The organism is Providencia burhodogranariea DSM 19968, from assembly GCF_000314855.2.
GTDB lineage: Bacteria > Pseudomonadota > Gammaproteobacteria > Enterobacterales > Enterobacteriaceae > Providencia > Providencia burhodogranariea.
The window spans coordinates 1,892,692-1,906,593 of sequence record NZ_KB233222.1; the positions used below are offsets into that span (position 1 = coordinate 1,892,692).

The 13,902-nt window shown below is 39.5% G+C and carries 13 protein-coding genes and 2 CRISPR repeat arrays; of the genes, 7 read left to right on the forward strand and 6 right to left on the reverse strand.

From position 1 onward, the window contains the following. Positions 1–5: 5 nt before the first annotated feature. The 7 genes from fliM (at position 6) to entD (ending at position 6,144) form a co-directional block, all read left to right on the forward strand. Positions 6–1,013: a flagellar motor switch protein FliM gene (gene fliM, locus OOA_RS08125; RefSeq protein ID WP_008911659.1), complete on the forward strand. Its 1,008-nt coding sequence runs from the start codon at positions 6–8 to the stop codon at positions 1,011–1,013. Continuing rightward, on the forward strand, positions 1,006–1,422 hold the full coding sequence (gene fliN / locus OOA_RS08130) for a flagellar motor switch protein FliN (protein ID WP_008911660.1): 417 nt from the start codon (positions 1,006–1,008) through the stop codon (positions 1,420–1,422). The genes fliM and fliN overlap by 8 nt, the downstream gene beginning before the upstream one ends. Position 1,423: 1 nt before the next feature. Beyond that, entirely contained in the window at positions 1,424–1,870 is a 447-nt protein-coding gene (fliO, locus tag OOA_RS08135) for a flagellar biosynthetic protein FliO (protein ID WP_008911661.1), read from the forward strand. Positions 1,871–1,882: 12 nt separating this feature from the next. After that, complete coding sequence (gene fliP / locus OOA_RS08140) at positions 1,883–2,626, forward strand: flagellar type III secretion system pore protein FliP (protein WP_008911662.1); 744 nt, start codon at positions 1,883–1,885, stop codon at positions 2,624–2,626. Positions 2,627–3,176: 550 nt separating this feature from the next. Next, positions 3,177–3,446, forward strand: coding sequence for a flagellar biosynthesis protein FliQ (fliQ, locus tag OOA_RS08145; RefSeq protein ID WP_008911663.1), 270 nt, complete (start codon positions 3,177–3,179; stop codon positions 3,444–3,446). 2 nt (positions 3,447–3,448) lie between these two features. Beyond that, entirely contained in the window at positions 3,449–4,228 is a 780-nt protein-coding gene (gene fliR / locus OOA_RS08150) for a flagellar biosynthetic protein FliR (RefSeq protein WP_008911664.1), read from the forward strand. Between the two features lie 137 nt (positions 4,229–4,365). After that, a CRISPR array of direct repeats spans positions 4,366–4,874; the repeat unit is 28 nt; unit sequence TTTCTAAGCTGCCTATGCGGCAGTGAAC. Positions 4,875–5,448: 574 nt separating this feature from the next. After that, a complete protein-coding gene (gene entD / locus OOA_RS08155; protein ID WP_008911665.1) occupies positions 5,449–6,144 on the forward strand; it encodes an enterobactin synthase subunit EntD in 696 nt (231 codons plus the stop codon). A 161-nt stretch (positions 6,145–6,305) separates the two neighbouring features. Here the strand turns inward: entD and OOA_RS08160 are convergent, their stop codons facing one another. From OOA_RS08160 to csy3, 6 genes are all read right to left on the reverse strand, one after another. Then, positions 6,306–6,872 carry a cytochrome c family protein gene (locus tag OOA_RS08160; protein ID WP_008911666.1) on the reverse strand — a complete coding sequence of 189 codons (567 nt, stop codon included), beginning with the start codon at positions 6,870–6,872 and terminating at the stop codon, positions 6,306–6,308. Between the two features lie 22 nt (positions 6,873–6,894). After that, complete coding sequence (locus OOA_RS08165; protein WP_008911667.1) at positions 6,895–7,725, reverse strand: c-type cytochrome; 831 nt, start codon at positions 7,723–7,725, stop codon at positions 6,895–6,897. Beyond that, positions 7,706–9,601, reverse strand: a complete 1,896-nt coding sequence (locus OOA_RS08170; protein ID WP_008911668.1) for an NAD(P)-binding protein — start codon at positions 9,599–9,601, stop codon at positions 7,706–7,708. The genes OOA_RS08165 and OOA_RS08170 overlap by 20 nt, the downstream gene beginning before the upstream one ends. Before the next feature lie 640 nt (positions 9,602–10,241). Continuing rightward, on the reverse strand, positions 10,242–11,090 hold the full coding sequence (locus OOA_RS08175) for a T3SS effector cysteine hydrolase SpvD family protein (protein WP_008911669.1): 849 nt from the start codon (positions 11,088–11,090) through the stop codon (positions 10,242–10,244). Positions 11,091–11,339: 249 nt separating this feature from the next. Next, positions 11,340–12,087: direct repeats of the CRISPR family, unit length 28 nt; unit sequence TTTCTAAGCTGCCTATGCGGCAGTGAAC. A gap of 130 nt (positions 12,088–12,217) precedes the next feature. Further along, positions 12,218–12,859, reverse strand: a complete 642-nt coding sequence (gene cas6f / locus OOA_RS08180) for a type I-F CRISPR-associated endoribonuclease Cas6/Csy4 (RefSeq protein ID WP_008911670.1) — start codon at positions 12,857–12,859, stop codon at positions 12,218–12,220. Between the two features lie 8 nt (positions 12,860–12,867). After that, positions 12,868–13,899, reverse strand: a complete 1,032-nt coding sequence (csy3, locus tag OOA_RS08185; RefSeq protein WP_008911671.1) for a type I-F CRISPR-associated protein Csy3 — start codon at positions 13,897–13,899, stop codon at positions 12,868–12,870. Between the last annotated feature and the right edge of the window lie 3 nt (positions 13,900–13,902).

Here is a 13,902-nt window from a genome sequence, read left to right on the forward strand (position 1 = left end):
TGCAGATGAGCGATAATATTTTATCTCAAGCTGAAATCGATGCCCTGCTCAATGATGATGCGCCATCGACGAGTGGATCAGCAATACCAACTCCAGAAAAAGATCAGGTTCGTCCTTATAACCCGAATACACAACGCCGGGTTATTCGCGAGCGCATGCAATCACTCGAAATGATCAATGAACGTTTTGCCCGACAATTCCGCATGGGGTTGTTTAACATGTTACGCCGTAGCCCTGACATTACAGTTGGCGGATTAAAAATCGAGCCTTATCATGAATTTGCTAGAAATTTACCCGTTCCGACTAACCTGAACCTTATTCATATGCCGCCATTACGTGGTACGGCACTCTTCACGTTTGAGCCTGCATTGGTGTATATCGCTGTTGATAATTTGTTCGGTGGTGATGGTCGCTTTCCTGTCCGTTCAGAAGGCAAAGAGTTTACCAATACCGAACAACGTATTATTAACCGCATGTTAAAACTCGCTTTAGGCGCTTACCGTGATGCTTGGAAGCCAATTGCGGACATTGATGTGGAATATGTGCGATCTGAAATTCAAGTGAAATTTACCAATATCACGACTTCCCCTAATGACATTGTTGTTACAACGCCTTTCTTAATAGAAATCGGCAATACCATTGGTGAGTTTAGTATTTGTATTCCCATTGCCATGATTGAACCACTGCGTGAACGATTGATTAATCCTCCCGTGGAGCAAGGCCATCAAGAAAACGAAGCTTGGGTCACCAATTTAGTCACACAAGTGAAACGTTCAGAGTTAGAACTCGTCGCCAATTTTGTTGATATTCCGCTGCGGATATCTCACTTGCTGCAATTGCAAAAAGGGGATGTTATCCCTATCGAGAAACCTGAGCGCTTGATGATAAGTGTTGATGGCGTTCCTGTATTAACCAGTCAGTATGGAACTCAAAATGGCCAATATGCATTGCGCGTTGAGCATTTGATTAACCCTGTTTTAAACACGCTAGATGAGGAAAGTACCAATGAGTGAGGCGAAGAATTCTCCTGATGCATCGACTAATCAAGGCAGTGAGGACTTATGGGCTGAGGCAATGGAACAACAGAAAAAAACGGAATCTGCCTCTGCTGATGCACAGGCGTTCGCAAATCTCGACGGACAAAATACATTAAATCAGTTATCTGATATCAATTTGATCATGGATATCCCAGTTCGTCTTTCTGTTGAATTGGGGCGCACTAAAATGACCATCAAAAAGTTGTTAAGCCTATCACAAGGTTCCGTCGTTTCGCTTGATGGCTTAGCGGGTGAACCATTGGATATCTTGATCAATGGTTATTTAATTGCACAAGGTGAAGTCGTGGTCGTTTCGGATAACTACGGTATTCGCATCACTGACATTATCACGCCATCCGAGCGCATGCGCCGTTTGAGTCGTTAATATGACAACACTGACTGAAATGCAAACCAAGCCATTTATAGTGCAAACAGAGCAACCTAGCGGGCAGGCAATCTCCGCTGTTAGTACTAGCGACAACTTAATGCAGGTTTCTGGTGCACTTGGCGCTATTATCCTGCTGATCTTGATGGGCTATTGGTTAATAAAAAAATTGGGGCTTTCGCCAAAAAATATCGGTAAAGGTCAATTATTAGCAGTGAAAGCGAGTTGTTCACTGGGAAATAAAGAGCGGGTTATGGTGATTGAAATCAATCAAGAATGGCTAGTTTTAGGTGTTACGGCACACTCTATTAATCTACTCCATCAATGCCCAGCGCAAAATAAGGCATCATTAACATCACAGCTTGAACCATTAACATTTCAGTCCGTTTTAAAAAAGAAACAAGATGCCGCTTATACAGTGGCTTCACAAATACCGATTTATAAATAACTGGAAGCACACATGTTCCCTTTGAAATTTACGACTGTGATAGCTTATTTATTGTTAATGCTACCCACCAAAGCCATTGCTTCGTTGCCACCGATTATTAGTCATACATTAGCCAATGGTGGACAAAGTTGGTCATTACCCGTGCAGACGTTACTGTTTTTAACGCTGCTCGGTTTTATTCCTGCACTTTTGCTAATGATGACCAGTTTTACACGCATTATCATTGTATTAGGTTTATTACGGAACGCACTGGGCACACCTTCGGCACCACCAAACCAAGTATTATTAGGTTTGGCATTGTTTCTCACTTTTTTTGTGATGTCTCCCGTTGCTGACCAAGCTTATCGCGAGGCTTATCAGCCATTTAGTGAAGATAAAATTAGTTTAGAAATTGCATTAGAGCGAGGTACGGCACCTTTTCGCACCTTTATGTTAGGACAAACTCGTGAATCTGATTTAGCGCTATTTGCGCGTATTGCCAAGGTTGGTGATATTCAAGAAGCTAAAGATGTGCCGATGCGAATTTTAGTTCCTGCATTTATTACCAGCGAACTCAAGACCGCATTTCAAATTGGTTTTACAGTTTTTATTCCATTTTTGATCGTTGATCTTGTAGTTGCGAGTGTATTGATGGCTCTCGGCATGATGATGGTGCCACCCGCAACCGTTTCTTTGCCGTTTAAATTGATGTTATTTGTTCTCGTCGATGGTTGGCAATTGTTACTAGGTTCATTGTCACAAAGTTTTTTTAATTAGATTGAGATTGCAGAATATGCTCAACAATATTGTCACTCAAAATATAAAAATTAACGCATCGACCGTAAATAATGCGAGTTACAGCTAAGCAACAAGTGAGTGAATCGTTACAAATGATAATTTAATCATAGTAAAAAGTGCCATTTTGGCACTTTTAGCCTTATTTTATTTATAGATTCTAACTAAGAAATTTGAGCTGAGAATATAGCGAATATGCCCTAAATAATTCGAGTTACCGCCGGAAATAATACGAATGTAGTCGAAAAAACGAGCTGTTATCAGAAATAATTTGAATTTCAGCCTAAAAAAATCTAGAGGCTACCCTAAATAATTCGATTACCTATGTAAATAAACTGAGATGCTAGCCTAAATAATTCGAATTGCAGCCTAAAAAAATCTAGATGCTACCCTAAATAATTCGAATTGCAGCTAGGCGACAAACGAAGATATCTCGGGGAGCATACATAAGTATGTGACTCGAGTAGCTGAGTGCAGTCAACAACGCTGCGGCTCGAAGTATGACGGGTAGCCGGGTAGCGAGGAATATGTAATGACCCCAGAATCAATTATGTCCATGTCCACAGAGGCGATGAAAATTGCCTTGATGTTAGCAGCACCGCTATTGCTTGCCGCATTAACAGCAGGTTTAATTATCAGTTTGCTACAAGCCGCCACCCAAGTGAATGAAATGACATTATCATTTATTCCTAAGATCTTATCGGTGATTGCAGTTTTAGTCATTGCGGGTCCATGGATGCTCAATCTTCTGACCGATTACATGCGCACGCTACTTAGTAACCTGCCCTTTATTATTGGTTAGTCATGTTAACCATCACCAGTGAGACACTCACACTCTGGCTCAGCCAAGGATTTTACCCTTTCATACGCCTTTTAGCGCTGTTTAGCACAGCGCCTTTTTTTAATGAAAAACAGTCGATTACTAAAGCAAGAGTGATGTTAGCATTCTTTGTGATACTGATTGTTTCACCGCAATTACCTGTGATAAATATTCCACTATTTTCGGCAATGGGACGATGGGTGATCGTACAACAAATGGTGATTGGTGCAGCGATTGGATTAACAATGCAAATTGCATTTGCCGCGGTGCGCCATGCTGGTGAAGTTATTGGGTTACAAATGGGATTATCGTTTGCGACATTTTTCGACCCAACGGGCGGTCCAAACATGCCAATCTTAGGCCGCATTTTGAACTTAATAATGCTGTTATTATTCCTATCATTCGATGGACATTTGTGGTTAATTTATATTTTAATTAATTCATTCGATCTCATTCCAATTCAAGTTTCTCCCATCAATCGTGATGGTTTTTGGTCATTAGTGCAATTTGCAAATTCTATTTTTATTAATGGGTTAATGCTTGCTCTGCCTTTTATTACCTTATTTTTGATCCTCAACCTCGCACTCGGTATTCTTAACCGCATGACCCCTCAGCTATCTGTTTTTGTCGTCGGATTTCCGCTGACATTAACCATCGGCATCAGTATGTTAGGATTGATAATCTCTATCCTACCCCGTTACACTGAGCGCCTGATTAACCAAGCTTTCGAACAATTATCGTTGATGTTTGGATTGTTTATTTAACGACCCCAATCGAGGCTATATTAAAAGATCATTTGATGATCAAATCATTTAACGTGACATGTCACGCTCTGGATTATGATTATATTTATGCAGGGAATAAATTATTACTGCTTAGCTAATACACTATTTTTATTTGATTTCTAAGCTGCCTATGCGGCAGTGAACGAGTTTAGTGATGCGTGGGGGGTTGAGGGCAATTTCTAAGCTGCCTATGCGGCAGTGAACGTGAAAGTGAGTGATGATAGTGATTCTGTGGCTTTCTAAGCTGCCTATGCGGCAGTGAACGTATTTCGTCTTTTTGTCCATCCTCAGCAAATTTTCTAAGCTGCCTATGCGGCAGTGAACACAAATTTATCGCCATTTATGTCGACTGGATCATTTCTAAGCTGCCTATGCGGCAGTGAACTTTTAACTGCCCGTGCGCTACAAATAAAAACGTTTCTAAGCTGCCTATGCGGCAGTGAACGCTTCAGCAATCTTAGCTACGCTCCAGTTGTATTTCTAAGCTGCCTATGCGGCAGTGAACTTTGTTGCGGACGGTGTAAGGCACGATGAAAATTTCTAAGCTGCCTATGCGTCAGTGAACTGTTTCTGCTAAGCAGCCAAAACCGCTCAAGATTTCTAAGCTGCCTATGCGTCAGTGAACTATAAATTATCAGGAAAAAAATCCCAGACAACAATAATTTAGGCCTAATTCCTTTAAAATACCTTCTTTTTTATCGAGCATCTTAACTTATTGTTTTAAAAGTGTTTAATTTTAATTTTAAAAACAAAGGGTAAAATTAAGGTAAAACATCGCTCGTAGCAAACACACCAATTTGTCGCCATCAATATGAATATACCTTTAATGAATGACAACAAATTTCAGCGATCAATATCATCATTAATCAGCATCAAATTTTTAAAGAACCTTCTAACATCCAGTCGAAACGTATTAGAAGTAAAGCGACAAATAACAAAAAATAGCCTAACTTCAAATAAAGAATTCTTTTATCCTAAGTAAAAAAAGAGTAGCGCGCATATCAAAAAATAACCAATCAAATATCCAAGATAACTCAAGCGACCAGTAACTTTACTTAATGATAAAGCATTAGCAGAACACCACTACCCTCACTCAAATAATAGGACATTATGCACATTAAACGTGGACTCTATACTCGTCGCCTAGATACAAATCTAATTATTTATAATTGTATTTCAAATAAAAAGGATAACCGCATATGGAAACACATTACTCCACATTGAGTCTCGCTAACCATACACTTCACAGTATCCGCTATGATCCCATCACTTTTTCGCCTGACGATTTATTATGGATCCCTCACCATGAAAAGCTTAATCGCGCTATTGTTAAACGACAAGCTGAACACTTGGCAGGACGTATTGCGGCATCGTATGCCATCAAACAATTAACAGGTTGTATAGAAGTCCTAAAAATGGGCGACCAAAATGAGCCTATATGGCCATCCGGAATAAGAGGAAGCATTAGTCACGATAATAACTTAGCATTATCAATCGCACTGAATAATAGAGATGCATTAGTCGGGATTGATATTGAAACGATTTTAAATGAATTTGGTGCCAAGCAAATATGGCAAGAAGTTATCACCCTTGATGAACAAAAACAGTTTGGTGACCTTCCTTTTTCACTGGGTGTGATCTTAGCGTTTAGCGCCAAAGAGAGCTTATATAAAGCATTACACTGCCATGTAAATCGCTTTTTTGATTTTTTCAGTGCAGAGGTCATTCAAATTACTCAAAATACCTTAACACTAAAACTAACAGAAACGCTCGCTATCTTCCCTGTGGGAGCAAAATTCACACTGCATTGGCAACAGCTAGGCCAGCAAGTCATTACCTTACTTTGCTGTACTTCGTTTAAAAATTACCATCAATTTGATGAACGTGACTCATAAACGTGAACCAAACCAACACAAATATCATAGAAAAATCGTCAGGCCGAAAAATCTCTATATGGTATGGTTAAGCAACGTTCAGAATCACAAAAAGCGGATAAATGATCTCACTTTCATCATTAAATTTATTGTTGTGGCAAACTCCATTTCGCCAAAAATGATTAGTTCATTGCTTGTGATTCAACTTTTGGTGCAAACATCATTCGCCATGCAGCTAAAGGCCAGCGCATGGATAAAGGCCATCTAACATCAACCTGTTTATTCTCTTTTATCATTGGCGTAACACCATGCATAAAATAAGCATACAAGGCCTCGATATCATCATCCTTGATCGCCGCATAAGCGGGATAAGGCATCGCCGGATACAACGAATCTCCATCTTTGCGCACTCCATAACGCACCGCGTTATCAAAGTCACGCAAACTGTATTGCCCGATACCCGTCGTTTTATCGGGAGTGATGTTAGTGCCGTAAACCATCCCGATAGGTAACGGAAGCCCATGCCCACCGGCAAAGGTGAGAGGCCCTTGATCGCTAGGGTCAGAGTGGCAAGCTAAGCAATTTCCCATCCGTGCTAAATAAGCACCTCGCTCGACCAATTCATCTTGCGTTAATGAGGATGATGCTTTTATTGTTGATAGTGACCCTTTATAGATAAAGCCAAAAAATATCATAACTAATAGCAGCACCGAGATACCTAAAATAATAAAAAACTTCAATTTTTTCATGATCTTTTACCATTTTACTCAATTATTTTAAGACACTACGATATTGCGTATCTGTAATAGGTTTTGCTTGATTGCCCCACGATGAACGTAAATAGTTGATAATGGATACAATTTGTTCATCTGTTAAAGTTTCTTTATAAGCAGGCATAACATAAGGTGGGTGTGCTTCAGTCACCGAAGTTTGTTCACCATTGGCAATAATGTGTATTAAATTGCGTGGATCACTTGCAATAACTGTACTATTACCGACTAGGCGTGGTGCCGCTGGAGGTATTCCTTGACCAGATTCACCGTGGCAAGCACTGCAATAGGTGTAATACAAAAATTTCCCTTCGGGATCTTGCTTTGCCAATACATGTTCTTCAAGTGGTGAAATAGGATTTTGAATAGACACTAAATATGCCGCCATACTGTTCAAATCCTCATCTGTAGCATACTGCGTACTGAGTGTAACGACTTCTTTCATGGGACCACTAATGCCTTTACTTGGTGAAATACCCTGTTTTAGTAAAGACACTATTTCATGATGAGATAACGTTGATGCGCGTAAGCTCGGCGCCAGCCACCCCTCAATAATTGCGCCTGATAGGTATTCAGGGCTGCTGTCATTATAAGCGACTTCCTGCATACCGATCCCTCTTGGAGTATGGCAAGCACCACAATGCCCAAGGCTTTGAACAAGATAAGCACCTCGCGCTATGTGTAAATCCTTATCTGAATGAGATTGTTCTTGCGCATAAACTGTCGAGATTGTTAACAGGTAAAATGCAACATAACGAAAAGTTCGCGCAAAGAGATGTTTTATTTGTTTTAACATAAGGCCTTCTTTGTCTTTAAGCAGAAATGATTTCATTAACAGCGCGCCATCCCTGATCAATCGCAGAGTGCATATATGGACTCCAGCCCGAATCAGAGTTGGCAATATGAATATGGCCGAATGGTCGCCTTGCTGTTTCAATCAATTGCTTTTCGTTATCTTCTGTATCCCACATTGTACTGGAAGCATACGAGTAACCGTGTGACCAACGATTGACTGTAATGCCTAAAATATCTTTTTGATGATCAAACCCAGCTGGCCCTAACATGGCCTGTAATTGATCTCGAATTTGTTGTTCATGCTCAGCAAATGGCATTGATAGTAATCTCGCTCGCCCCATTCGCGATTGCTCTCTTGGCGAAAGCCCGCTACCAGAAATAGTTGGCACATATATCATATGTAAACAAATAGGATCATCAGGCGTACTTGAATGCCGATATCCTCCGATGCTCACCGGATAGTCAAGTTTAACAACGCTATACGGCGCAGCTGGAGAATAAATTTTATGAACACCGAGTTTGTCAAAACAACGCCAGTTACTTAATACAACTTTTGAATAGACTAAAGGCGCTTTGACATTTTCTTTCAAAGCCTCTTTTTGTTCTTCCGACATTGAAGGCACAATATAGGGGATCATCATGTTATACCCAGCCATAATGATTTTTTTAGAAGCGACTTTTTCCATTTGACCATCTGCTGTTACATAGACCAGCTCTGCTCCACCATTTTCAACATTGGTGGCATGAATGGCTGTACTATTTAAGCGTAAGCGCGTTGGCGCTCCTTCTTCGTCAAGTTTGCTATAGTCAAATTTTGCGAGAACAATATCTTCCATTCCTGATTTATCCGATACCTCAGGAATTAACTTTTGCACTAAAAGGCGTGCCACACTCGCGTTCCCATCAGGGAAATGATAGATATATGGGTCGTCAAGTTCAGCCTGTTCATCAGCATCCAAAGGCGGCAAACCTGCCGTCGCAAATCCGGGCAAAGCACATAACCGTGCGTCAGAACAAGCCGTTGCATCAATACCCACGGCTTGAAAATCATTGGTGATCTGCTGAAAGTATTTAATGGCTAAAGGATTCAATTTGACTTTATCTTGTAAAAATTGTGAGTAACTCGTTTTGTCGACATATTCAATTTTTTCTTCTAAAGACATTCCCGCAAGGTAATCAACCTGTTCCTCAAACAGTTCAATCAAATCTTCTCTATCCTGTTTAGAGAGTGGAAAATCCCCAACAAATTCACGATAACTTCGACCATTTAAGCGCCCCTCAGGGATATCATCAGCAACCCCACGGCTAGGATCACCTACAACTAACTTATCAACACCAAAGTTTGCTTTATCAAAGAAAGTCGCCTTAGCAAGCCCCCTGTTAGGATAAAAATCAACATCAAAATGGGCACCTAATTTATCAACACTCACTCCCATATCATCGAGTAACTGTTTAGCATGGTCGCTATATATATAATGTGGCGATTGAAATGATTCACTACCACCATAACCAATAATTTGGCCTGCGGGTGTAGAAAATTCATTGCGAATTGCATGACCACCAAAATCGTTATGATTATCTATCAGCAAAATCTTTTTATCAGGGCCCATTTGCTTACGATAAAACCACGCAGCAGCTAACCCACTAATACCAGCCCCTACGATAACTAAATCATAATTTTCTTTCACTGGCGTATTTTGAAGGTTAAATTTATCGCCTTTGCGCGCTAAACGGTGCGCATTCTCGAATGAACCATCATGATTACCTCGCAACCCTGTCAGGGCTGGTGGATAATAAAGCGTTTTAGTCGCTAAAGTTGGGTTTATACTAGCTTGAATAAGTGATATCGGGGAAATAGCGGCGGCAATAGTAACAGCAACACCATTTAAAAAATCTCTTCGAGTGATTGTCATAATTATTTAATTCCTTGTATCCGCAGTTATTTTGCCAATACAATAATCTATTGTTTTATATGTTAAAATTTGTTTTTTTAATAGCATTTCAGGATTTTTGGAAATTACATATGATGTGTTTTTATCACCATCTTAAATCGTGAAAATATCCCAATACCCCAGAATTCATTATATGAATTAAATTACTTGCATGATTATCTACCTAGCCCTTTCAAGGATTAGAAACGTAAGTTCATCAATTCAATAAAAATAACCAAAATTATAATCGCTATAGTTATAATTTGAATTTAAGCGTTATTATAATAATTTATCTGTTGAATGATCCAGATAAATCACCTTCATATAATGATGAAAACGTTTTTGTTTTTGAAGCGGCGGGTATAGCTGTGAATGGATGATGAGCGAATAAACAGAACGGTACAGCTTTTCTAAGCTACCTATATGACAGTGAACCTCATATCACTCAGCTTTATGTTATCCGGGATTTTTAAGCAGCCTATAACCAAAAAATTACAACCTTTATTTACCGAAGCCACCTTGTGAGCCAAGGTTCTGAGTGACGCAGCATTTTTGACCAACACCGTCATTCCACACTTATAGTACGTTTTCGCTCAGCCTAGCGTTAAATTTCATCAAGCAGCTATTGTTTATTTTCATAATAAGCTCTGATAAAAAAAAGCGTTGATGGAGGGAAGTAAGATTTTAATTCTCCAAACGTAGGCAATTTATTGAATGTTTTCCATGCATCGATAAACTGTACGCATGGCTCTTTATTTTTCTCCTGTATAATTACCGCATTAAAATCATGTGCACACTCACCAATTACTGGGAGGATATAATTTTCTGCGCTAATGATAAAAGAGAAGTCTTCCTTATTAAGGTTATAACGTCTTAAAACTTCATTTTTTACATCATCAATAGAATAAAAATAACTTAATTTAAGTTTTTGACCAAAAATGACTCGATCAACAAGGGTACTTTCTAATCCAACTGTCGGTGATTTTGTGTTTTTTACACTGTATATATCTTGCCGGTAATGGATGTTGTAATGTAAACACGCTGATAATATGGCACAATTTCCAGAATAATGAATGAATGGCTTATTGACATATTTTGCCATTTTTTCTAAATCATTTTTTCTCAAAGTTTGTGGATATAATTTTTTTTCTTTCCGTTTAACACAGAGCGCATCTTTAATTCTTATCACATCTTTAAAATCACTATCGGTCATTTCATTATTGGATATTTTTGTATTACCTAGCCAAACTGTATGTATTTCTTTTTGAATATTTATTGCATTAGTATTTAAATTATTAAAAATTCTTTCCAAAAAATTATTTGAAACTTTTCTCAATTTAGTAGCTTTGTTAACTGGCTTAATAGCGACAATATTTGATGAGAATTCCAGCTTTATGTTGTCGCTAATACCTGTATTATTTTCTCGAGTATTTTGACGTGGAGAATTTATATTTATAGTACTTATTGGCATGCTTGTTATCCATATTCAATTAAACCTAAGAGTGTATCCGAAATATAATTTAGTGTTTTAGGTTATCATACCAATATTTGTTTTATTTCAACTAATTAAGGTAAATACTAACACGATATTACTGAAAATAGCACCTGCCTGTGGGGCTGTAGACGGTCAAAATAATGATCAAAATCATCAAATGTTGATTACCAGTAAGGCCTGTGAGCCAGTGTACTCTTGGCGTCCCCTGCAAACATCGAATGTAGCTTTGTAAACTGCCTATGCAGCAGTGAACAGGAAAAACTTAATATTCAGAAAATCTGGAGGTTTCTAAGCTGCCTATGCGGCAGTGAACACTTTGGTCACGCAGGTTTTCAATAAACTGTTTTTCTAAGCTGCCTATACGGCAGTGAACGACATGTTATAGCAAATTAGCAATACTTATCATTTCTAAGCTGCCTATACGGCAGTGAACTATTTGTCTCGATCATCTGCATAACGCTGACCTTTCTAAGCTACCTATACGGCAGTGAACCTCAAAATACTTGCGTTTGTACTCGGCATCACTTTCTAAGCTGCCTATGCGGCAGTGAACCTCTAATGTTCATTTACCCACCTTTGCAATTTTTTCTAAGCTGCCTATGCGGCAGTGAACTTTTGTTGTTTTGAGTTTGGTACACTGCATGATTTCTAAGCTGCCTATGCGGCAGTGAACACAGTGAGTGATAACAATTTAGACGGCGGCACTTTCTAAGCTGCCTATGCGGCAGTGAACATATAACGCAGTCCACGGGCTCGTCTTTAAATTTTCTAAGCTGCCTATGCGGCAGTGAACATCGCTATTAATAGTGAGGAATACGCACATAATTTCTAAGCTGCCTATGCGGCAGTGAACCCACAAACGGCTCTATCAGTCGATCACCCTGCTTTCTAAGCTGCCTATGCGGCAGTGAACGTATCAGGGATGAAGCAAAAGCAATGTTGCTGTTTCTAAGCTGCCTATGCGGCAGTGAACTAGACCACATTTAACAAAAAATAAGTTACAACAAATAGTTAAGGTAATTCTTACCAAAATACCTTCTTTTTCATCACTTATTGTAACCTATTGTTTTATAATTTTATTTTTAAGGAGCTAAAAATAAAGGTTAAAAATGAGGAACAGTTGCCAAGTTAGCCTCACCGCCTGTTATTTGGCTTAACCCATAACAATTAAATAATCCTACTTGGGCTTGCTCTGCTGATATCCGTTTAATAAATAAAGGAAATGGGCGATGAACACCCTCTCCACTTTGAGCTTTAGTTTGCTGACTTTCCATCCATAAAAAAGGCAGACGGTTATGCGCCTCAGGCCGATTTTTTTTCAATACCGCTAAACAAACGTCCTTCGATTGCCCTGTCTTCTCCGCCCATAGCTGGGCTTTTTTGTGCATATCAGATTCGATTCGTCGCTCCCCCTTAACATGTTGGCGGACATAACTCACAGCTCTTGTATGTTCAGGTACAGATTGAATCGACTTAATATGGACATAATCCGCCAACCGCGATAACCATTTAGTCATATTCAGCTGGGTAAGCTCCCCTTCTGTCATGGCAAATAAACGAATTTTTCTGCCTAAGCGGAACCCGACACTGCCATACTCAGGAAACGCGACGGCGATAGCACTGTGCCCATCACTCGATTTATTTTCCACCAGCGCAATATGAATTTGTTGGTAGACCTTTTGCCATAAAAAGTCCAACGGGATAGTTGGGTCAGGCAGTAATGTGATCTCCTGATAATAATTCATAGTCCACCTTATTTGTCACTTTCACCAAAGACACCACCACGAACCAATACCGCCATCACATAGTGTTCATCTTCAATACGTGCCAATTTGTCACCTCGTGCCCACTTATCGAAATAAGTATAAAAATCCTGTTTTGCGCTAGGTGTTCTATACGCTGTACCAAGATTAGTCACTGCACCATATGGCTCAATCGCAATGGCACCCGCACTATTGATTTCATCATCATAGGCTGGATACCAAGTATCAATGGAACGTAATGCATTACCCACTTTTTGTGAGTGCATCGCCGCATGACCATTAACATGATAAAGGATCTTACTTTTACTGCCTTTACCTTTGCTTTTATCAAGGACTAACTCTTCACTCGGATATACTTCTTGTGCCTGCCCTAACAAGGCATAAGTGGTAATTTCAAGCAGTAATGCGCCTTGGCTGTTAGCTAATGCCGCCGCTATTTTGTCGCCTAATGTCAGTACTTTTTCATCTTGTTGATCAAAGCTGCGGATACTGTATTGAGTCGCATCAAAAGTCCACTGCTGCTCTTGTCCGGTATTGAGTATTTTAACGATGACTTCAATTTTTTCAGCGCCAACACGGTTACGCCATAAAAAACGAGCATTTGCAATATTATGTGCATAGCGACGACCAAGCTCACGGAATCCTTCTTTCTCAATATATTCCTTCGCAGCCTTAGAATAGCTTTCTTTGAAAAGGGCATTATTACAAGCCGATGGCGATTCGACGCCACCTAAAACTTTAAGGGTAAACTGATGCTTTAATGTGTCTTGCTGAGGGCCTAGCGCACAGGCATCAACCGTTTGTAAGTTGGCTTTTTCTACTTCGGCATTCAGTTTTAGTGGATCATTCTTAACTGGGCCTTTTAAACGGTTCGAAATCGTACCGCGAACAGATTTTTCTTGCAGAGCTAATGGCGTAAATTGTGCTTTATTCTCCCAGCTTGTGCCATAGAAATACCCATCAGATGGAACCAATTTTTTTTCAAACGCCAATACTGATGCTACATCATCTTTCTTCGCCATTAT